The 20,139-nt window shown below is 72.8% G+C and carries 20 protein-coding genes; 12 read left to right on the forward strand and 8 right to left on the reverse strand.

What is annotated here, in order from left to right:
• Positions 1–56: 56 nt before the first annotated feature.
• Positions 57–464: a hypothetical protein gene (locus AB0J53_RS21010; protein ID WP_219518882.1), complete on the forward strand. Its 408-nt coding sequence runs from the start codon at positions 57–59 to the stop codon at positions 462–464.
• Here AB0J53_RS21010 and AB0J53_RS21015 read toward each other — a convergent pair.
• Together AB0J53_RS21015 and AB0J53_RS21020 are read right to left on the reverse strand one after the other, a co-directional pair.
• A complete protein-coding gene (locus tag AB0J53_RS21015; RefSeq protein ID WP_364174609.1) occupies positions 447–821 on the reverse strand; it encodes a hypothetical protein in 375 nt (124 codons plus the stop codon). The two genes, AB0J53_RS21010 and AB0J53_RS21015, sit on opposite strands and share 18 nt — an antisense overlap.
• The gene (locus AB0J53_RS21020) at positions 818–1,750 is read right to left on the reverse strand and encodes an NAD(P)-dependent oxidoreductase (RefSeq protein WP_364174611.1); all 933 of its coding nucleotides are present in this window, start codon (positions 1,748–1,750) and stop codon (positions 818–820) included. Before AB0J53_RS21020 ends, AB0J53_RS21015 begins: the two co-directional genes overlap by 4 nt.
• 187 nt (positions 1,751–1,937) lie before the next feature.
• On the opposite strand from AB0J53_RS21020, the gene sigJ reads away from it, so the two are divergent.
• The 4 genes from sigJ (at position 1,938) to AB0J53_RS21040 (ending at position 4,947) form a co-directional block, all read left to right on the forward strand.
• Positions 1,938–2,822, forward strand: a complete 885-nt coding sequence (sigJ, locus tag AB0J53_RS21025) for an RNA polymerase sigma factor SigJ (protein WP_357585734.1) — start codon at positions 1,938–1,940, stop codon at positions 2,820–2,822.
• A gap of 19 nt (positions 2,823–2,841) precedes the next feature.
• Positions 2,842–3,390 (forward strand): hypothetical protein, encoded by a 549-nt coding sequence (locus AB0J53_RS21030; RefSeq protein WP_364174614.1) that lies wholly within the window; start codon positions 2,842–2,844, stop codon positions 3,388–3,390.
• Positions 3,391–3,456: 66 nt separating this feature from the next.
• Positions 3,457–3,975 carry a hypothetical protein gene (locus tag AB0J53_RS21035; protein ID WP_364174617.1) on the forward strand — a complete coding sequence of 173 codons (519 nt, stop codon included), beginning with the start codon at positions 3,457–3,459 and terminating at the stop codon, positions 3,973–3,975.
• 111 nt (positions 3,976–4,086) lie between these two features.
• Positions 4,087–4,947, forward strand: a complete 861-nt coding sequence (locus AB0J53_RS21040) for an alpha/beta hydrolase (RefSeq protein WP_364174620.1) — start codon at positions 4,087–4,089, stop codon at positions 4,945–4,947.
• Positions 4,948–4,953: 6 nt separating this feature from the next.
• Here AB0J53_RS21040 and AB0J53_RS21045 read toward each other — a convergent pair whose 3' ends face one another.
• Positions 4,954–6,120: a cytochrome P450 gene (locus AB0J53_RS21045; RefSeq protein WP_364174622.1), complete on the reverse strand. Its 1,167-nt coding sequence runs from the start codon at positions 6,118–6,120 to the stop codon at positions 4,954–4,956.
• Positions 6,117–7,535, reverse strand: a complete 1,419-nt coding sequence (locus tag AB0J53_RS21050; RefSeq protein ID WP_364174625.1) for an MFS transporter — start codon at positions 7,533–7,535, stop codon at positions 6,117–6,119. The genes AB0J53_RS21045 and AB0J53_RS21050 overlap by 4 nt, the downstream gene beginning before the upstream one ends.
• Before the next feature lie 115 nt (positions 7,536–7,650).
• Here AB0J53_RS21050 and AB0J53_RS21055 point away from each other — a divergent pair, with 115 nt between their 5' ends.
• Positions 7,651–8,124: a MarR family transcriptional regulator gene (locus AB0J53_RS21055; protein ID WP_364174628.1), complete on the forward strand. Its 474-nt coding sequence runs from the start codon at positions 7,651–7,653 to the stop codon at positions 8,122–8,124.
• Between the two features lie 314 nt (positions 8,125–8,438).
• Here the strand turns inward: AB0J53_RS21055 and AB0J53_RS21060 are convergent, their stop codons facing one another.
• The 3 genes from AB0J53_RS21060 to AB0J53_RS21070 are packed head-to-tail and all read right to left on the reverse strand — an operon-like array spanning position 8,439 to position 12,644.
• Complete coding sequence (locus AB0J53_RS21060; protein ID WP_364174631.1) at positions 8,439–9,581, reverse strand: low temperature requirement protein A; 1,143 nt, start codon at positions 9,579–9,581, stop codon at positions 8,439–8,441.
• A 60-nt stretch (positions 9,582–9,641) separates the two neighbouring features.
• A complete protein-coding gene (locus tag AB0J53_RS21065) occupies positions 9,642–11,432 on the reverse strand; it encodes a discoidin domain-containing protein (RefSeq protein ID WP_364174634.1) in 1,791 nt (596 codons plus the stop codon).
• A 45-nt stretch (positions 11,433–11,477) separates the two neighbouring features.
• Entirely contained in the window at positions 11,478–12,644 is a 1,167-nt protein-coding gene (locus tag AB0J53_RS21070) for an ROK family transcriptional regulator (protein WP_219515024.1), read from the reverse strand.
• A 141-nt stretch (positions 12,645–12,785) separates the two neighbouring features.
• On the opposite strand from AB0J53_RS21070, the gene AB0J53_RS21075 reads away from it, so the two are divergent.
• The 5 genes from AB0J53_RS21075 to AB0J53_RS21095 are packed head-to-tail and all read left to right on the forward strand — an operon-like array spanning position 12,786 to position 18,629.
• Complete coding sequence (locus AB0J53_RS21075; RefSeq protein WP_364174637.1) at positions 12,786–14,030, forward strand: Gfo/Idh/MocA family oxidoreductase; 1,245 nt, start codon at positions 12,786–12,788, stop codon at positions 14,028–14,030.
• Positions 14,027–15,673, forward strand: coding sequence for a beta-N-acetylhexosaminidase (locus AB0J53_RS21080; RefSeq protein WP_364174640.1), 1,647 nt, complete (start codon positions 14,027–14,029; stop codon positions 15,671–15,673). The genes AB0J53_RS21075 and AB0J53_RS21080 overlap by 4 nt, the downstream gene beginning before the upstream one ends.
• 21 nt (positions 15,674–15,694) lie before the next feature.
• Positions 15,695–16,939 carry a sugar ABC transporter substrate-binding protein gene (locus AB0J53_RS21085; protein WP_364174643.1) on the forward strand — a complete coding sequence of 415 codons (1,245 nt, stop codon included), beginning with the start codon at positions 15,695–15,697 and terminating at the stop codon, positions 16,937–16,939.
• A gap of 3 nt (positions 16,940–16,942) precedes the next feature.
• A complete protein-coding gene (locus tag AB0J53_RS21090; protein WP_364174645.1) occupies positions 16,943–17,821 on the forward strand; it encodes a sugar ABC transporter permease in 879 nt (292 codons plus the stop codon).
• Complete coding sequence (locus tag AB0J53_RS21095) at positions 17,814–18,629, forward strand: carbohydrate ABC transporter permease (protein WP_364174648.1); 816 nt, start codon at positions 17,814–17,816, stop codon at positions 18,627–18,629. The genes AB0J53_RS21090 and AB0J53_RS21095 overlap by 8 nt, the downstream gene beginning before the upstream one ends.
• Before the next feature lie 3 nt (positions 18,630–18,632).
• Here the strand turns inward: AB0J53_RS21095 and AB0J53_RS21100 are convergent, their stop codons facing one another.
• Positions 18,633–19,061, reverse strand: coding sequence for a VOC family protein (locus AB0J53_RS21100; protein WP_219515032.1), 429 nt, complete (start codon positions 19,059–19,061; stop codon positions 18,633–18,635).
• A gap of 86 nt (positions 19,062–19,147) precedes the next feature.
• Here AB0J53_RS21100 and AB0J53_RS21105 point away from each other — a divergent pair, with 86 nt between their 5' ends.
• Positions 19,148–20,125: a WYL domain-containing protein gene (locus tag AB0J53_RS21105; protein WP_364174651.1), complete on the forward strand. Its 978-nt coding sequence runs from the start codon at positions 19,148–19,150 to the stop codon at positions 20,123–20,125.
• The last annotated feature ends 14 nt before the right edge of the window (positions 20,126–20,139 follow it).

The following is a 20,139-nucleotide window of genomic DNA, read 5'->3' on the forward strand; positions in this document are numbered from 1 at the left end:
ACGCCGCCGGGGGCGCTCGTCCTATCACCAGATCAAGCACAGGAAAGGGACAAATCATGATGAACGGCTACAGCAGGCCGGCCAGGATCTTCGTCCAGGTGGCCGTCGTGGTCGGCGCGCTGACGATGCTGGTGTTCGGCGTGTGGATGCGCATCGACCCCGCGGGCTTCGCGGTCTTCGCCCAGTTCCCCAATCACGTGCACTTCCTGCACGACGCCGGGGTCTTCCAGATCGGCATCGGGCTGATGATGCTCTGCGCGCTGGTGTGGCACGACGTGCTCTCGATCGTGCTGGTCGGGTTCTTCGTCACCAACTCGCTGCACGCGGTGAACCACGCGGCCGACCTGGACCTCGGCGGCAGCCCGGACAACTGGTGGCAGCTCGGGCTCGTCTCGCTGCTGGCCCTGGCCGGCCTCGTGGTGCACCGCAGGCAGCTCAGCCGCCGGTCACGGGCTGACGCGTAGCCGGGTCAGCACCAGCCCGCCGCGGTGGAGCTCGACCTCGAAGACACCCGGGATGTCCGCGACGAGGCTCAGCGTCGAGGCCCGGCCGGGGACGAGCTCCGCCTCGCGGTCGTAGCCGTGCACGTGCAGCTCGTCGGCGGCGTCGGAGGTCACGACCAGCTCGACCGTGTCGCCGGTGCGGGCCTCGACCCGGTCCGGCCCGGTCACCAGCTCGCCGCCGGCCACGACGAACAGGTGCCGCCGCGCGGCGGCGCCCTCGGCCCCCTGCCCCCCGCCCTGCCCTCCGCCCTGGCCGCACGCCGCCGCCGTCGCCAGCAGGGCGACGGCGACGGCCGCGGCGCGGATCGCCCGCCTCACGCGCGGACCTCGCGCATCGCACGCAGCCCGGCCCGGCAGCTCGGGTACTCCGGCCGCCAGTCCAGCTCCCGCTTGGCCTTGTCGTTCGACAGCCGGATCCGGGTGCCCGCCATCAGCGCGTACATGTAGGGCGCCGGCCGCAGCAGCAGGCTCGGCACGGCGATCGGTGCGGGCGCGCCCGCCGCCTCCGCCAGGGCGGCGACGAACTCGGCGAACGGCAGCGGCGTGTCGTCCACCACGTTGTACGCCTGCCCGGCCCGACCCCGTTCGAGAGCGGCGACCGTGGCCGCCGCCGCGTCCGCGATGTGGATCGGCGAGGTCACCCCGGACGGCCTCGGCACCGGCAGCATCCGCCGCGACGCCAGCTCCATCAGCTTGCGCGTGCCCGCCTCCGGGCCGTAGAAGAGGCCGTAGCGCAGCGCGACCCCCTCGATGCCCGCCGTGCCGAACGTCAGCCGCTCGTTCGTCCGCATCGAGCGCATGTGCCGCTCGAAGGCGCCCCGGCCGGTCGGCGCGAACGGGTGCTCCTCGGTCAGCTTCGCCTCGCCGTGGTCCAGGTAGCCGTAGCCGAGGAAGAACGACTGCGTGACGAACCGGTGCGCGCCGACCAGCTCGGCCGCCCGCAGCAGGTTCGCCGTGCCCTGCTCGCGCAGGTCGTCGGTGGCGTGCAGGTCCCGGTGGCGCAGCGGCGTGCCGGTGATCGCGGTCGCCTGGTGGATCACCGCGTCGGCGCGGTGCCCGCGCAGCGCGTCCAGCAGCTTCCGCTCGTCCATCACGTCGACCACCCGCGTCTCGACGCCCGCCTCCTCCAGCAGGCGCGCCCGGCGGGACGAGCGGGTCAGGCCGAGCACCGAGTGACCGGCGGCGAGCAGCCTCGGCACGAGTTCGCCGCCGAGGGCGCCCGTCGCACCCGCGAGCACGACCTTCATTCCCCGTCTCCTTCTTGCTGGTGTGTCATCGAACACGTTCCTTCCCGCGGCCTCGGTGTTCCTGCCCGGCCGCTCTACGATCTGACGCCGGCGCGCCGGCGCCTGTGACACGGATTTCCGCGCGGGATGTCACAAGCCGGGCGGCGGGTTCGTCCCAACGAGGGAAGGCAAGCGACCAGGGGGAACAGTGACGGACGACATCACGGACGAGAGGGAAGCCGTCTTCGCCGCGAACCGCAACCTGCTGTTCGCGGCCGCGTACGACATCCTCGGCAGCGTCACCGACGCCGAGGACGTCGTGCAGGACGCGTGGCTGCGCTGGCAGGGGGCCGACCACGAGGCCATCGAGCACCCGCGCGCGTACCTGATGCGCATCGTCGTGCACCGGGCGGTCGACCAGCTCCGCAAGGCGCGCAGGATGCGCGAGGACTACATCGGCCCGTGGCTGCCCGAGCCGCTGTGGACCGACGAGAGCGCCGCCGAGCCGGTGGAGCGCAGCGGCGGCGTGGCGCTCGGCCTGCTGGTCGTGCTGGAGACGCTGTCGCCGCTGGAACGGGCCGCGTTCGTCCTCAGGGAGGCGTTCGCCTACGAGTACGACGAGATCGCCGGCATCCTCGGCCGGTCGCCCGCGGCGGTGCGGCAGCTCGTGCACCGGGCGCGCGGGCACGTGCACGCGCGGCGGCCCCGCTTCTCCGCCGACCAGCGCGAGGCCCAGGTCGCGGCCGAGCGGTTCGTGGCCGCGGCGGTCGGGGGCAGCATGACCGGCCTGCTCGACGTGCTGGCCCCCGAGGTCACGCTCTGGAACGACGGCGGCGGCCGGGCCCGCGCCGCGCTGCGGCCGGTGCACGGCGCGGCCAAGGTGGCCCGCCTGCTCGCCGCCGTCGGCCCCTACTACGCCGGCTACCAGGTGCGCTGGGCGGCGCCCGGCGGCACCCCGACCGCCCTGATCGTCGACGGCGACCGCCCCGTCGCGGTCGTCACCGTCGAGACCGACCCCGTGGACGGCCGGGTACGCGCCATCTACGGCATGGCGAACCCGGACAAGCTCGCCCACCTGTCGCAGCACAACTGACGAACGAGAGGACGCGCGCATGCCGAAGGTCCTGGAGGACTTCATCCCGTGGCCCCTGGGCACCGAGTGCCACGAGCTGCACATCCGGCAGCGGCCGGAGACCGTGTGGACCGCGCTGAACACGCTGACCCCCGCCGAGCTGCCGGGGGTGCGGCTGCTCATGGGCCTGCGCTCGCTCCCGGCGAACGGGCTGAACCAGGCGCCGACGATGCTCGGCACGATGCGCGGCCGCGGCTGGTTCGAGCTGGCCGGAGAGCCGCAGCGCTACATCGTGCTCGGTTCGATCAGCCAGTTCTGGCGGCTGCGGCCGGGCGAGCAGCGCCACACCTGCCCGCCCGGCAGCTTCCGCGACTACCACGCGCCCGGCTTCGCCAAGTCGGCGTCGATCTTCGAGGTGATCCCGACCGAGCACGGCACGCTGCTGCGCACCGAGACCCGGGTCACCGCCGACTCGCCGCGGACCCGGCGCAGGATGCTGGCCTACTGGCGGCTGATCCGCCCCTTCAGCGGGCTGATCCGCCGGATCATGCTGCGCGCCATCGCCAGGAAGGCCGCCGCGAGCGCCTGATCCTGTGGTGCCGTCCCCGGCGGCATCGGTAGGATCGGCGCCCCCGCCGCCTGAGGAGGTCCCCCGGTGAAGTGGCGTTCGCGGCTCGTCCCGCTGCTGGTGCTGGCCGGGACGGCGCTGTTCCTGTTCGACCAGGGCGCGCGGCGGGAGCCGGTGGTGCGGGAGGTCAGCGTGCTGGAGGGCACGGCGGCGGGCTACCGCTCCTACACCGACAGCGTCGGGCGCGGCAACCGGACCTCGACGGTCGTGGTGTTCGCGCTGACCCTCTCCGGTTATCCGGCCAACGTGACCTTCCGCCTGCTGCAGCCGCCGCCGGGCGGGGTGCCCGACGGCGCCGCCGTGCGCCTGGAGGTCCCCGCCGACGCCGCCGAGACGCTCGCCCGCGCCGCCCGCTTCCCCGACTCCGACTACCTGATCAAGGCGCTGGGGGCCTCGGTCGACGGCCGGCCGGTCTACTCCGCCGCCGGTGACGCCGAGCGGGCGAGCGGCGCGGCGACCGGCTTCAAGATCGCCTCGGCGGTCTTCGCGCTGCTCGCGCTGGCCTGGGGCCTCCTCCTGGTGCGGCGGTTCCGCAAGGCGGGCTGACCGGACGGCTCCTGCGCACGGCTCCCGGTTCGGGGTACGTTTCCGCCTGCGCCGATGAGTTTCGCCGCTCGCGGCGGTCTGCATCATCAGCATCGACCAGGAGGCGACCGCATGACCGAGCTCACGACACACACCCTGGAAGTGCCCGGGGCCGTCCTTCACTACGACATCCGCCCGGCCGACAGCGCCGACCCGATCCTGCTGCTGATCGGGTCGCCGATGGACGCAGCCGGCTTCGCGTCGCTGGCCGCGCGCTTCCCCGACCGCACGGTCGTCACGTACGACCCGCGCGGCGCCGGGCGGAGCGTGCGCACCGAGGGCGGCGAGTCGACGCCCGACCTGCACGCCGACGACCTGCACCGGCTCATCGACGCGATCGGCGGCGGGCCGGTCGACATCCTGGCCAGCAGCGGCGGCGCCGTCAACGCGCTGGCGCTGGTGGCCAAGCACCCCGAGCAGGTCCGCACGCTGGTGGCGCACGAGCCGCCCGCCGCCCAGGCCCTGCCCGACCGCGAGCAGGCGCTCGCGGCCATCGCCGACATCCGGCAGACCTACGAGCGCGACGGCTTCGGGCCCGCGATGGCCAAGTTCATCGGGATCACCAGCCTGACCGGCGAGATCCCCGCCGACTTCGCCGACCGGCCCATGCCCGACCCCGCCGCGTTCGGCATGCCGGCGGAGGACGACGGCTCGCGCGACGACGTGCTGTTCGCCCAGAACCTCATCTCCTGTACGCATTACGAGCACGACTACGAGGCGTTGCGCGCCGCCTCCACCAGGGTGGTCATCGCCGTGGGCGCCGAGTCGGAGGGCCAGATGGCCCGGCGCTCGGGCGAGGGCGTCGCCGCGCGGCTCGGCACCGAAGCGGTGATCTTCCCGAGCAACCACGGCGGTTTCATGGACGGCGAGTTCGGCATGAAAGGCGACCCCGACGGCTTCGCCGCCGCGCTGCGCAAGGTCCTGTCGGAGTAGCGCGGGTCAGCCGTGCGGCCGCATCGGCAGCGCGGTGAGCCTGCTGCCCTGGACGCCGCCGAAGTCCGTCTGCCGCAGCTCGGCGTACGGCACCGCGAGCCGCGCCCGGGGGAAGTCGGTGCGCAGGACCTCGACGAGCGCGCGCAGTTCGAGCCGGGCGAGCTGGGCGCCGGTGCAGTAGTGCGGGCCGGCGCCGAAGGTCAGGTCCGGCCCGATCGCCCGGCGCGGATCGAGGTTGATGCCCTGGATGTCGACGAGCACGGGGGAGCGGGCGGGCAGCCGCACCCCGGCCAGCTCGACCGGAGCCGAGGCGAACCGCCACAGCGTGAACGGCGCGGGCGCGTGCCTGCGCAGCGTCTCGTTGACGAAGTCCTCGGCCTGCGACGGCTCCGGGGCGACGTCGAGCGCGCGGGCCAGCAGGAAGCCGAGCGACGGATCGGTGGTGAGCTGACCGGCGAACACGAGCGTGAAGATCAGGTAGTGCACCTCCGGCTCGCTGAACTCGGGCACCCGCTCGCGCAGCTCGGCGGCCAGGCCGTCCCGGCCCTCGGCCAGCGCCGCGCCGGCCAGCTCCGCGAAGGCGGCCATCGCCGCCCCGACCTCCTCGGGGTCCGGGCTGTACATGCTCCGGCAGGCCGCCATCGCCTGGTCGACGCGCTCCAGCGGCACGCCGAGCACGTCGCAGACCACGGTGAGCGGGTAACGGGTGGCGAAGTCCGCCATCACGTCCACGGTCTCGCCCGTGGCGGCCAGCCGGGCCAGCAGGTCGCGGGCGTGCCCGGCGATCCGGTCCGCGTAGGCGGCCATGCGGCGCGCGGTGAAGAGCGGCGCGTGCGCCCGGCGCAGCCGTTCGTGCGCGGGCCCGTCGAGCGTGGTGAGCGACAGCTGCGCGGCGGCGGTGGGCTCCAGGCCCGCGGTGCGCGGGTCCCAGCTCTCCGGGGCCCAGGCCGGGTCCTTGACGATGTCGGGGTGGACGAGGACCTGGCGGGCCAGCGCCTCCTCGGTGACGATCCACGCCGGGCCGCCCGCGGGGGCGTCGGCCCGGACGATCGGGCCGGCGGCGCGCAGGGCGGCACGGGCCGGATGCGGCTCGCCGATCGCGCGGACGGTGACGGCGAACGGGTCCACGCCGGCGTACGGGGCTTCGGTCATCGGGATCTCCTCGGGGGTCATCGGGTCTGCTTGGGCAGGAGGAACATCAGCGCGGCAGCGCCCACGTAACAGAGGGCCTGCCAGGGCAGCACCGCGCTCATGGCCCCGGAGTACGCCGCGAGCCCGGGCGTCCCGCCCGCGGCCTCCAGGGCGTCGAAGAAGATCAGGCCGAGGACGGCGACGCCCACCGCGTTGCCGATCTGCGTCACGGTCGTGAGCACGCCGCCCGCGGCCCCGGCGTCACGGGCGGGCACCCCGGCGAGCACCACGTTGATCAGGCCGGGCGCGGTGAGGCCCAGCCCCAGGCCGCCCAGCAGCATCGGCGCGGCCAGCAGCCAGGCGGCCGGCTCGGCGCCGCCGCTGACGACCAGGTGGAGGACGACCTGGGAGGCGGCCAGCGTGAGCGACCCCGCCACCAGGGTGCCGCGGCCGGCCCGTACCCCGAGGCCCGAGGTGATGATCGAGCCGACCGCGTACGGCAGGATCACCAGCCCGGTCTCCAGCGCCGAGTAGCCGGCGCCCGACTGCAGGTAGAGCGAGAGCACGAGGAAGAACGACCCCAGCGCGCCGAAGAACAGCAGCGAGGCCGCCAGCCCGCCCGCGAACGCCCGCACGCGCAGCAGCGCCGGATCGAGAACCGGCTGCCCGCCGCGCTCGGCCAGCCGCCGCTGCCTGGCCAGGAACACCGCCGTCACCGGGACCGCGAGCGCCAGGATCACGTAGCTCCACCAGGGCCGGCCCCACTCGCGTCCCTGCACGAGAGGCAGGAGCAGGAGCACGGCGGCGCAGGCGGCGAGCGCCGCGCCCGGCAGGTCGAGCCGGACGCGGCCGGGCTCGCGCGAGTCGGGCAGGTGCCGGGCCCCGAGGGCGAGCCCGACGGCGGCGATCGGCACGTTCACCCAGAAGATCGCCCGCCAGCCGAGCCCGAACAGGTCGGCCTCGACCAGCACCCCGCCGAGCAGCGGCCCGGCGACCGAGGCCAGGCCCAGCACCGCGCCGTACGCGCCGAGCGCCCTGGCGCGGGCGGCGGGCTCGAACGAGGCCCGGATGACGCCGAACACCTGCGGGATCATCAGGCCGCCCGCCAGCCCCTGCGCGACCCGCGCGCCGACCAGGACGGCGGCGTCCGGCGCCAGCCCGCAGCCCGCCGAGGCCAGCGTGAACGCCGACAGCCCGGCGAGGAACACCCGGCGGCGCCCGTACGCGTCACCGGCGCGCCCCCCGGTGATCAGGCCGGCGCCCACGGCGAGCGTGTAGCCGGCGACCGTCCACTGGAGCGCGGCGTCACCCGCGCCCAGGTCGGCGGCGATCGCCGGGAGGGCGACGCTGACGATGGTGGCGTCAAGGAGCTCCATGAACGACGCGGTGAGGACCGCGGCCAGGACGAGAACCGCCGGCCGTCCCGTCAGGAGGGCGGTGGGTGGGGGAGTGGTCATAGCGCGTGGGTGCTCCTCGATCCGCTAGAATGGCTGCATAACGCAGTAGCTGCGCGACGCAGCTAATTTATAGCAGAACCTCTGCGCCACGCAGCAAACTGGAGGGCGGTCGGTGATGGACGAGGAACGGCAGGCGCTGGTCGCCGAGCTGGTCAAGAACGCGATCCCGGCCTGGGCCATCGCCGTCGTACGGCTCAACAAGGCCGTCGCCGACCGGCTCGGCGTGGCCGAGAGCGACGTCCAATGCCTGCACGTGCTCGACCGGCTCGGCCCCGCCACCCCCGGCGCCCTCGCCAAACAGGTCGGCCTCACCACCGGCTCGGCCTCCCGCATGATCGACCGCCTCGTCGCCGCCGGCTGCGTACGCCGCGTCGCCGACCCCGGCGACCGGCGGCGCGTGCTCATCGAACCCACCCCGGACGGCATCGCCCGCGTCAGCGCCGCCTACGCCGGGCTCATCACCCGCACCGAGCAGTCCCTGGCGCCCTTCGACGACCGCGCCCTGGAGGCCATCCTCGAGTTCGTCCGATCCGCCCACCGCGACACCACCGCCGAACTCCACCACCTCCCAACCCCCACCACCGACTAACCCCGCGCCTTCGGGGCCTCCGAGCCGCCCCGGACCTTCCAGGGCTTTGGGGGGTCCGGGGAATCCCGCGCGGCGGTGCCCCTTAGCGGTTGGGCCACGGGCGCCCGGGCTGTTGGAGCCGTCCGGGCCGTTGGGACACCACCGTGCCGCGTGCCACGAAGTGGTCTGAGCTGCCCGCTACGGCGGGGTGCGCGCGGGCCGGTGGTCTGGGCTGTCCGTGCGGGGTGCCGGGCCCGTGCGGGACGTTGGACCCGTACGAAGTGTTGGGTCGGTTCGGTTGGGCCGCCGCTCACCGCCCGTTTCCCCGAGGAAGGTCAGGGGTGGCGGGGGGTGGTGAGGGCGACGGTGGAGAGGGTGAGGGCGGCGAGGGCGGCGAGGGCGAGGGGTGGGACGGGGGCGGAGGTGAGGGGGACGGCCACGGCGGTGGCGACGAGCAGGGCGGCGGCAATGAGGCGGCCCGTCGGGAGGGTGCCGAAGACGACGCGCTGGAACACGGCGTGCCCGGCGAGGAACAGGGCGGGGCCGCCGAGTATGGTGAGCGCGGCCCCGGCCGTGGTGTGGCCGAGCGGGTGGGCGATCGCGAGTTCGTCGCCCACGGCGGCGACGATGACGCCGGCGACGATGGGGATGTGGCTGTAGGTGTAGGCGGATCGTCCGAGCCGTCCGGTGTCGTCGGATTCGGCGACCTTCTCGGCGGCGGCGTCGGCGGTCCGGTCGAAGTACACCCACCACATCGCCACGCTGGTCAGGAAGGCGATCGCGAAGGCGGCGACGGTGGCGGCGGAGAGGTGGTCGTTCTCGGCCAGGGTGAGGCCGGTGATCAGCACCGATTCGCCGAGCGCGAGGATGACGAAGAGCTGGCAGCGTTCGGCCATGTGGCCGCCGTCGATGGACCATTCGGTGGTGGTCGCCCGGCCGAGCAGCGGCATCCGGTAGCCGTGCCAGGGGGCCGCGTACTCCACGAGCAGCGCCGCGATCCAGAGCGCGACCTGGGCGCCGCCTCCGGCGAGGGCGCCGCCGATCCACAGGGCGGCGCTGACCACGTGCCAGGCGAGGATGAGCCGGAACGTGTGGCCGATGGGCTCGCGCCGCGCGGCGACGGCCGCCACGGCGGCTCGCCCGACCTGGATGGTCACGTACGCGAGCGCGAACCACAGGGCCCGGGCGCCGAACGCCTGTGGCAGCGCCGCGGCCATGGCGAGTCCGGCGAGCATCATCCCGGCCATGGTGAGCCGCATGGCCGGGTGGTCGGGGTCGAGGTAGTTCGTGGTCCAGGTGGCGTACATCCAGGCCCACCACACGGCCAGCGTCAGCAGCAGAGTCTGTGCCGCGCCGGCCGCGTCGAGGTGCTCCAGGAGCAGGTGGGAGAGCTGGGTGATGGCGAACACGTACACGAGGTCGAAGAAGAGCTCGATGGGGACGACCTTCGCGGCGCGCACGCGCGATCTGAGGATCAATGCCGTAACCGTCCTCGGCCGAGGTCAACGATCATGAACGGCATTGTAATGGTGTAATCGTCAGTGATTTACCTCATACGGGATGATCTCGGCGAGAGCGGTGGCGCCGCCCATGCCGTAGTCGGCGCGCAGCCGGATGTAGCGGGCGGAGACGCCGGTCAGGTCGACGTCGTTGGGCGCGGTCATCATCGGCCATTCGACCCGCTTGACGTCGCGGAACGTCTCGCCGTCGTCGCTCACCTGGACGACGCCCCGGCGGACGGTGCCGTTCATGTCGTAGCGGAGCTTCGGCTGGAAGCGGACCGCCGACAGTTCGCGCACCCTGCCCAGGTCCACGGTGATGTGGTGGGGCTGTGGCGGCGGGCCGGGGTAGTAGGAGTGGAAGTCGGTGGTCAGGTTGCCGTCGACGGCCCGGGCGGGGTCGCCGGCGCCGGGCTTGTACGTGCTCGCCGTCGCGCTGAGCTCGGCCGGGGGCACCCGGGTGCCGGCCGGGACCTCGGGCCAGACGCCGGGCGCGTGCTCGGGCTCGTCGTGGACGACCGGCTGGTCGGGGCCGGTGCCCTTGCCCCGGATCACCACGTCGGTGATGACCGAGCTGTGGTCGGAGTAGAACGGGTACGGGTCGTCGAGCGGGCTGTCCTGGTGGCGGGGGAGCCGCCGGTCGTCGATGCGCGACCCGAGCACGCGTACGTCCTCGCCGCGCGTGAAGACGTAGTCGATGCGGGCGGGCGCGGACCGCCACCCGCTCAGCGAGCTCCAGGTGCGGCCGGGGTGGCGGCCGGCGTCGGGGTTGGCGTGGCGGAAGGTGTCGGTGAAGCCCGCGTCGGTGAACATCTTGGTGAGCGGCCACGGCAGCACCATGCCCGCGTGGCCGCGCGCGTTCTTGAACTGCTCGGTCCAGTCGAGGTGCGGCCAGGCGTTGAGGTCGCCGCCCATGAGCACGGGGGCGTCGTCGTCGCCGATGAAGGACGGCAGCGCCTTCTCCAGGATGGCCCTGCCCATGGCGACGCGGCGGAAGTTGTCGTTCTCGGCGAGCTGCTGGTCGGTCTTGGTCCTGGGCATGCCGTAGAGGTTCTGCACGGCGGCCTCGTGGCCGTCCCAGTTGGACGACAGCTCGTGCCAGGTCCACATGCTGAACGCGTGCACGTGCTTGCCGTTGGGCAGGCCGAGGCGGGCGCCGCCCAGGTTGAAGGAGGAGATCTCCTCGTCGGCGTAACGCGGGTAGACCTGCTGGATGTCCAGCTTCGTGTAGATCCACAGGTTGTCGCCGTTGACGCTGTAGTCCTCGGGCTGGGTGAGCCGGGCGGCGGTGTAGCGGTCGTCCTCGGCGCGTCCGGCGTTGAGCCCGTCGAGGATCTTCTCGCCGGACCCGTACGCCTCGACCACGAACAGGATGTCCGGGTTGACCTCGTTGAGGTATTCGATGAGCTGGGCGAGGTTCTGGCCCGTCTTCTCCTGGCCGTTGATGGTGCCGCCGACGTACAGGTTCCAGGCCATGAGCCGCAGCGGCGTGCCGGCCTTCTTCTCCGGCATGGAGGTGACGGAGACGTCGACGGTCACGTTCCCGGCGGGCAGGGGGAAGGGGCGGCTGCGGGCCTGGCCCTCGCGCGTGTAGATGGTGTCGCGGGCCCACACCTGCTCGCCGGTCCTGACGGTGGCGACGAACTCCTGCACGTGGTTCGGACGGCTCTTGCCGCTCGCCACGACCGTGCACGAGCTGCCGGGAGCCTGACCGTCACAGTCGAGGCGGTACGCGGCGGGCCTGGGGCCGGGGTCGGCCGAGGCCGGGCTGGGCACGGTCAGGGCGGCGAGGGCCAGGGCGGCCACCATCGGGGGGATCAACTTGCGCAAGGCACTTTCCTTCTGCGGTGTGCCGGGCGGAGCCGGCAGGGGGGATCAGGTGAGGCGTTGCGGGGCCGCGGGCCGGGAGATCGAGCCCTGCGGTGAGAAGAACCGGTCGTCCACGTGGTCCAGGGCCAGGCAGGCCGCGCCCAGCGAGACGCACTCCTCGCCGAGCGTCGAGGGCCGGATCTCGGGGACGCGCAGGCAGTGGGGTTCGAGGGCGCGGCGGAGCGCGGGCAGCAGGACGTCCGCCGAGCGGGAGAAGCCGCCGCCGAGGACGACCAGCTCGGGGTCCAGGGTCAGCACCATGGCGGCGGTGCCGAGCGCGAGCTGATCGGCGTAGGCGTCGACGGCGGCCAGGGCGGCGGGGTCGCCGGTGCGGGCGGAGGCGAAGACGAGCCCGGCGGCGTCCTCGGGGGCGGCGCCCGCGGCGGCGGGGGAGTTCTCCAGGTGGCCGGCCATCGTGCGCCAGCCGGTGATGTCCATGAGGCCGACCTCGCCGGTGGCGCCGCTGAAGCCGTGGTGCAGCAGGCCGTTGAGGATGAGCGCGGCCCCGGGCCGCCGGCCGGCGTGCAGGTAGACCAGGTCGCGGACGCCGGCCGCGACGCCCAGCCGCTGTTCGGCCAGGGCGGCGAGCTTGCTGTCGTTCTCGATGGTGATCGGGCACGACAGGCGGCGGCCGAGATGGCCGATGAGGTCGACGCCGGCCCAGTCGGGCAGTGCGGTGACGCGGGTGACCATGCCTTCCCGGTTGACGACGCCGATGCTCCCGGCGGCGACGCCCCACAGGTCGAGCGTGGTGAGGCCGCCGGCGACGAGCGCGGCGTCGATCGCCCTGTCGACGGCCTCCAGCCGCTCGTCGCGCGTGGTGGCGGGGGTCACGGCGACCCGGCCGCTGGCGACGGCCCGCCCGGCGAGGTCGGTGATGATGGCCAGGACCTTGTGCACCCCTATGTCGATGCCGAGCACGTGTCCCGCGTCGGCGCGGAAGCGGTAGCGCTTGGCGGGGCGGCCCATGCCGCCGGGGGCGGGCTCGACCTCGGCGATCCAGCCGCGGTCCTGGAGGTCGGTGACGACGTCGACCATCGAGCCCCGGGACAGCCCGGTTCTCGCGGCCAGTTCGGTCAGCGTCAGCGGGCCGGTGGCCTCACGCAGCGCGCGGATGCTGCTCAGCAGGTTCAGCTGGCGCAGCCGCTGTAGGTCGCCGCCGTTGACCTGCACGGGCTCTCTCCTCACTATTGATGGTCTCCAGACGATGTCGGTCCGCTGCTAGGGGGATCATCGGCCAAGCGGGTCTTGACTGCAAGACCGGATCCATGAATATCTATGGACTCCACAATAAATCGGGGAGTTCGGGCAGATATGACAGTGACCTTAGCCGTCGTCGGGGCAGGAGCCCGAGGCCAGATCTACGCCCGCGCGGCGACGGCCGGCGGACGGGCGCGGATCGTGGCCGTGGCCGACCCGGACCCGGCCCGGCGCGACAGGCTCGCCGACGAGCACGGCGTGCCCGAGGAGGCCCGCTTCACCGGCTGGGCCGAGCTGGCCGCCGCGCCGAAACTGGCCGACGCCGTGGTCATCGCCACCCAGGACCGCCTGCACGTCGATCCCGCGATCGCCTTCGCCGGGCTGGGCTACGCCATCCTGCTGGAGAAGCCGATGGCGCCCACCGAGCCGGAGGCGCGCCGCATCGTCGAGGCCGTCGAGCGCGCCGGCGTCGTCTTCGCCGTCTGCCACGTGCTGCGCTACACCGCCTACACCCAGGTGTTCAAGGAGCTCGTCGACGGCGGCAGGCTCGGCACGATCTCCAGCGTCCAGCACCTGGAGCCGGTCGGCTGGTGGCACATGGCCCACTCCTTCGTCCGTGGCTCCTGGCGCAACGCCGCCGAGTCCGGGCCGATGCTGCTGACCAAGTCCTGCCACGACATCGACTGGCTGCTCCACCTCGTCGGGGACCGGCCCGTCGGCGTGTCGTCGTTCGGCTCGCTGACCCACTTCCGGCCCGAGAACCGGCCGGAGGGCGCGGGCGCGCGCTGCGTGAGCTGCCCGGTCGAGCCCTCCTGCGCCTACTCGGCCAAGCGCCTCTACCTGGGCTGCCTCGGCGACCCGGACCGGGAGTTCTGGCCGCTCGGCCCGGTCACCACCGACGCCACGACGGCCGGCGTCATGAGCGCGCTGGAGACCGGTCCGTACGGGCGCTGCGTGTACGACTGCGACAACGACGTGGTCGACCAGCAGGTGGTGACGATGGAGTTCGCCCGAGGGACGACCGTGTCGTTCACCATGACGGCCTTCACGCCGCTGGAGCACCGCAAGACCCGCGTGTTCGGCACGCGCGGCTACGCCGAGGGCGACGGGCGGACGATCCGGGTCGTCGACTTCGTGACCGGGGACGAGGAGATCGTCGACACCGGGACCCGCGCGGGCGCCTCGCTGGCCGACGGCCACGGCGGCGGCGACGCGGGGCTCGTCGCGGCGTTCCTCGACGCCGTCGCCACCGGGAACCAGGCGCCGCTCGGCGCCGGCGCGGCCGACGCGCTGGCCGGGCACCTCGTCGTCTGGGCCGCCGAGCGCGCCCGCGAGACCAGGACGGTGCAGCCCCTGTGACGGCGCCCGCTGCCTCCGGAACGGCCGCCACCGCCGCCGGTGGGGTGGTTCCCGTGCCCGCGCGGGCCGTCGCCGGTGCGGGGCGGTTCACGTTCGGCGCCGCCACGCCGCTGGCCGCCGACCCGGCGCTCGCCAGGGCGGCGGTGTGGCTGCGCGAGACGCTCGGCCCGGCCACCGGCCTGCCGCTGCCCGAAGGCCCCGGCGGCGTCGAGATCCGCCTCACCGGAGGGCTCGGCCCCGAGGAGTACCGGCTCACCGTCACCCCCGCGTCGGTGCTGATCGAGGCCACGGCCCCGGCCGGCGCCTTCTACGGGGCCCAGACGCTGCGCCAGCTCCTCGACCCCGCCGCGTTCCGGGCGGGCCGCACCGGCGACCGTACGTGGACGGTCCCCGCCGTCACGATCGCCGACGCCCCCCGCTACGCCTGGCGCGGCTGCCTCATCGACGTGGCCCGCCACTACCTGCCGAAGAACGACCTCCTGCGCTACATCGACCTGCTGGCCACCCACAAGCTGAACGTCCTGCACCTGCACCTGACCGACGACCAGGGCTGGCGGCTGGAGATCAGGAAGTACCCGAGGCTGACCGAGGTCGGCGCCTGGCGGCGCGAGTCGCCGCGCGGCGCCAAGCGGCACGGGCTGTTCGACGGCCGCCCGCACGGCGGCTTCTACAGCCAGGAGGACATCAGGGAGATCGTCTCCTACGCGGCCGACCGGTTCGTCACGGTCGTCCCGGAGATCGACCTGCCGGGCCACACCCAGGCCGCCATCGCCGCCTACCCCGAGCTCGGCAACCTGGACACCCCGCTGGACGTGCGCACCGAGTGGGGCGTCGGCGAGAACGTGCTCAACGTCGCCGACGAGACGATCGCCTTCTTCACCGACGTCCTGGACGAGGTGCTGGAGCTCTTCCCCGGCGACTACGTCTGCGTCGGCGGCGACGAGGTGCCCAAGACCCAGTGGAACGAGAGCGTCCCGGCCAAGGAGCGCATCCGCGAGCTGAACCTGCGTGACGCCGAGGAGCTGCAGACCTGGCTGATGCGGCACTTCACCGACTACCTGCTGGCCCGGGGCCGCAAGCCGCTCGGCTGGGACGAGCTCCTGGAGGGCGGCCTGCCGCCGGGGGTCACGATCGCCGCCTGGCGCGGGGACAAGTGCGCGACGCTGGCCGCGCGGGCCGGCCACGACGTGGTCGTCTCGCCGTTCGCGGAGACGTACCTGGACTTCCGCCAGGCCGAGGGCGACCAGGAGCCGGTGCCGATCGGCAGCGTGACCTCGCTGGACGCGGTGCACGCCTTCGACCCGGTGCCCGCCGGTCTGACCGGGGAGGAACGCGGCCGGATCCTCGGCGCGCAGGCGGCGCTGTGGACCGAGCACATCGACTCGCCGCGGCTGCTCGACTACATGGCCTTCCCGCGCCTGGCCGCCTTCGCCGAGGCGGTGTGGAGCGAGGAGCGCGACTTCGGCGGGTTCCTCGCCCGGCTCGCCGTGCACGAGAAGCGGCTCGACGCGCTGGGCGTGGAGTATCGCCCGGCCGGCGGACCGCACCCCTGGCAGCGCCGTCCCGACGCCCCCGGTCACCCCCGGACCAGGGCCGAGATCGACGGCAAGCTCGCCGCCTGGACCGCGAACCTGCGGTTCTGACACCCCCCACCTGGAGAAACCATGCGCTACCGCCTCCCCCTGGCCGGGCTGCTCGCCCTCGCCGTCCTCGCCGCGGGCTGCGGCTCCTCCTCCGAGCCGGCCGCCGACGGCAAGGCCGCGATCACGTACGCCATCTGGGACAAGAACGACCAGGCCGGCGCCGAGAAGATCATCGCCGCCTTCCAGCAGGCCAATCCGAAGGTCACGGTCAAGCTGGAGATCACCCCGTGGGACCAGTACTGGACCAAGCTCCAGACGGCCGCGTCCGGCGGCGCGGCGCCGGACGTCTTCTGGATGAACAGCCTCAACGTCCGCATGTACGCCAAGGGCGGCGTCATCTCCCCGATCGACGCGGCCAAGGCCGAGGGCCTGCCGGACGCGGTCGTCGACGGCTACCGCTACGACGGCAAGCTGTACGCGCTGCCGCACAACGTGAGCATCCCGGCCCTCTGGTACGACAAGAAGATCTTCGACGCGGCCGGGCTGGACTACCCGACCGCCGACTGGACCTGGGACGACGTCAAGTCCGCGGCCAAGAAGCTGACCGACCCGGCCAAGAAGCAGTTCGGCATCCTGGCGCCGATGTGGGACCAGGGCGGCTTCTATCCGACGATGCTCCAGGCGGGCGGCCACGTGCTCTCGCCCGACGGCAAGAAGAGCGGCTTCGACGACCCGGCCTCCATCAAGGGCCTGGAGTTCTGGACCGGCCTGATCAAGGACAAGGTCGCGCCCGTCGCCGAGGTCTACACCGACACCGACCCCATCCAGCTCTTCCAGTCCGGCAAGTACGGCATGTACTACGGCGGCGTCTGGTTCGCCTCCACGTTCTGGTCCAACCCGGAGATCCGCGAGCGCATCGACGTGGCGCCGCTGCCCGCTGGCCCGGCGAAGGAGGCCGTCATCCTGCTCGGCCTGGCCAACGCCGTGTCGGCCAAGAGCGAGCACCCGGCGGAGGCGGCGGCGTTCGCCGAGTTCGTCTCCTCCGAGCAGGCGCAGAAGATCCTCAGTGACAGCGGCGGCGGCGCCCTCTCGCTCCGGCCGGGCACGCAGGACGGCTGGTTCAAGGCGTTCCCGTCCTTCCACCTGAAGGAGACCTACGACGCCTCGATGCCGCACGGCGTGCCGTACCCGGCGACGCTGAACACCGCGCAGTGGCAGGACGTGCAGCAGAGGCTGCTGGCCGACGCCTGGTCGGGCAAGCGGCCGGTCGCCGACGTCGCCAAGGAGATCGCGGCGCAGATGAACGAGATCCTGGCCAAGGAGTAACGGATGCTCTCCAAGCGCGAGTGGGTGTGGGGATATCTCCTCATCGCCCCGATGGCGCTGGGCCTGGGCGTCTTCTACCTGTGGCCCATCGCCCAGACGCTCTATCTCAGCTTCACCGAGTCGGGCGTCTTCGGCGGGCACACCTGGGTGGGGACGGACAACTTCACCGAACTGCTCGGCGACGACCAGATGCGGGGCGCGCTCGGCAACACCCTGCTCTACGCGGTGCTGGTGCTGGCGGGCGTGCCGGTGGCGATCGTCGTGGCGGCGCTGCTGAACGTGCCGGGGCTGCGCGGCATGAGCGTCTACCGGACGCTGTACTTCCTGCCCGTCGTCACCATGCCCGCCGCCGTCGGCCTGACCTGGCGCTACCTGTTCAACGGCGACTTCGGCGCGATCAACCACTTCCTGGGCGAGCTGGGCATCGACGGGCCGTACTGGGTGAGCGATCCGGACTTCGCCATCTACGCGATCGCGATCGTCGGGGTCTGGAGCTCGGTCGGCTACAACGCCGTGCTGTTCCTGGCCGGGCTCCAGGGCATCCCGCGCCAGTACTACGAGGCCGCCTCGATGGACGGCGCGGGGCGGCTGCGGCAGTTCTTCCGCATCACGCTCCCGCTGCTCACGCCGACCACGTTCTTCGTCCTCGTGATCACCATGATCAACGCGTTGCAGGTCTTCGACCTGGTCTATCTCATGATCGACCTGGACGGCCCGGCGTTGAACGGCAGTCGCACGATCGTCTACCTCTTCTTCGAGAAGGGCTTCGTGCAGAACCAGCGCGGGCTGGCCGCGGCCATCGCCGTGGTGCTGCTGGGGCTGATCCTCGTGCTGACCGCCATCCAGTTCAGGCTGCAGAAGAAGTGGGTGCACTATGAGTAGGGCCAGGACGTGGCCGGCTCACGTGATCCTGACGGCGGGGGCGCTGGTGATGATCGCGCCGTTCGTCTGGCAGGTCGTGGTCTCGCTCCAGACGCTGCCCGACTCGCTGCGGGTGCCGCCGAAGTTCACGCCCTCGTGGGAGTGGTCCAACTTCCCCGAGGTCTTCCGCTCGGTGCCGCTGGCCAGGCAGTTCGTCAACACGGTGGTGGTCACCGTCGGCGTCACGGCGGGGCAGCTCCTGCTGTGCTCGATGGCGGCCTTCGCCTTCGCCCGGCTGCGCTTCCCCGGCCGAAGCGTGATCTTCATGGTGTTCCTGGCCATGCTCATGGTGCCGGGCGAGCTGTTCATCATCCCGCGCTACGAGATCATGCAGGGGCTCGGCTGGCTGAACACGTTGCAGGCGCTGATCGCGCCGGGCGTCTTCGGGGCGTTCGGCACGTTCCTGCTGCGGCAGTTCTTCCTCACGCTGCCCAAGGAGCTGGACGAGGCCGCGCGGCTCGACGGCGCCAACCCGCTGCAGATCTACTGGCACATCATGCTGCCGCTGGTGCGGCCGGGGCTGCTGGCGCTGGGGCTGCTGACCGTCATGTGGTCGTGGAGCAGCCTGCTCTGGCCGCTGGTGGTCAACACCGATCCGGAGATGATGACGCTGTCGGCCGGGCTCGCCTCGCTGCGCGGGCAGTTCCAGACGAACTTCCCCATCCTGTTCGCCGGTTCGGTGGTGGCCTCGCTGCCCGTGATCGCGCTGTTCGTGGTCATGCAGCGGCAGCTCATCGCGGGGATCGCGTTCACGGGCTCGAAGGGGTGACGCTCACGCGCCGCCCTTGAGCGAGGCCAGGATCTCCAGGTAGTGCGGGTTGTACATCAGGCCCAGGATGTTGCCCCACGGGTCGATGACGCTCGCGGTGATGAAGCCGGTGCCGCGGTCGTGCGGGGAGTCGTGCTCCTTGGCGCCCAGCGCCACCAGCCTCTCCAGGGCCGCGGGCACGTCGTCCACGTGCCAGTAGACGACGGCCCCGGCCGGCTGCCCGACGGTCTGCGGGGAGGGGGTCCTGGCCAGCTCGCTCCCGGCGTAGGCGCTGTTGACGACGCCGAACTCGTGCTGGTAGTCGCCGATGCGCCACTCCAGGTAGCCGGGCGTGTCCATGTAGGGCGGGATGCCGAACACCTCGGTGTACCAGCTCCTGGTGGCCTCGAAGTCGGGGGAGTAGAAGGTGGCGGTGGTGAGTCCTCGCAGCATGTCCGGTGCCTTTCTCGTGGTGATGTCTCCATTCTTCCCTTCAAAGTGCTCATCAACTGAGCACTTTCCTGGAGAGAATGGCGGACATGCGCGCTGACCGTCTCGTTGCCGCCCTGCTGCTGCTCCAGTCCCGTGGCCGGGTGACCGCCGCCGAGCTGGCCGAGGAGCTGGAGACCTCCGTCGCGACCGCCCGCCGCGACCTGGAGGCGCTGTCCGCGGCGGGTATCCCCGTCTACCCGCAGCCCGGACGCGGCGGCGGCTGGCAGCTCGTCGGCGGCGCCAGGACCGACCTGAGCGGGCTCAACGCCGCCGAGTCGCGCGCGCTCTTCCTGGTCCTCGGCCCGGCCGGCTCGGCGACCCCCGAGCTGACCTCCGCCCTGCGCAAGCTCGTGCGCGCCCTGCCCGCCACCTTCCGCGCCGACGCCGAGGCCGCCGCGCGGGCCGTCGTGTCGGACCCGGCGGGCTGGGGGGAGCGAGGCAAGGAGCCGCCCGCCCTGGTCGAGTCGCTGCAGACCGCCGTGGTGCGCAGGCTCAAGGTACGGCTCGCGTACCCGGGGAAGGACGGGCAGGCGGCCGAACGGCTCGTGGACCCGCTCGGCCTGGTCGACAAGGACGGGATCTGGTACCTCGTCGCGGGCACCCCGGCCGGGCGGCGGACGTACCGCGTCGACCGCGTCGCCGGGGCGGAGGTCACCGAGCTGCCCGCCGAGCGGCCCGACGGCTTCGACCTTCAGGAGGAGTGGGAGCACGTCGCGGCGGAGATGGAGCGGCGGCGCTCGCTCGTCCACGCCGAGGTGCTGGTCGGCGCCCGGTTCTTCCCGGTGCTGCGGACGCACTTCGGCCGGCACTGCGAGCTCGTCGCCGAGGAGGACGGCGGGCGGGTCCGGGTGCGCGTCGCGGCGCACATGCCGCGCGCGATCGCCGAGCAGCTCGCCGGGTGGGGCGCCATGATCGAGGTGGTCGAGCCGGAGGAGGTGCGCGCCGAGCTGGCGAGGATCGGGCGGGAGCTGGTTCGCCAGTACGAACCGGACATCCGTATCGATTCATCGCCGGGCGTGGACTGAACATGAGCTTGGCT

Source organism: Nonomuraea sp. NPDC049725 (assembly GCF_040674795.1).
In the GTDB taxonomy this organism is placed as follows: Bacteria; Actinomycetota; Actinomycetes; order Streptosporangiales; family Streptosporangiaceae; genus Nonomuraea; species Nonomuraea ceibae.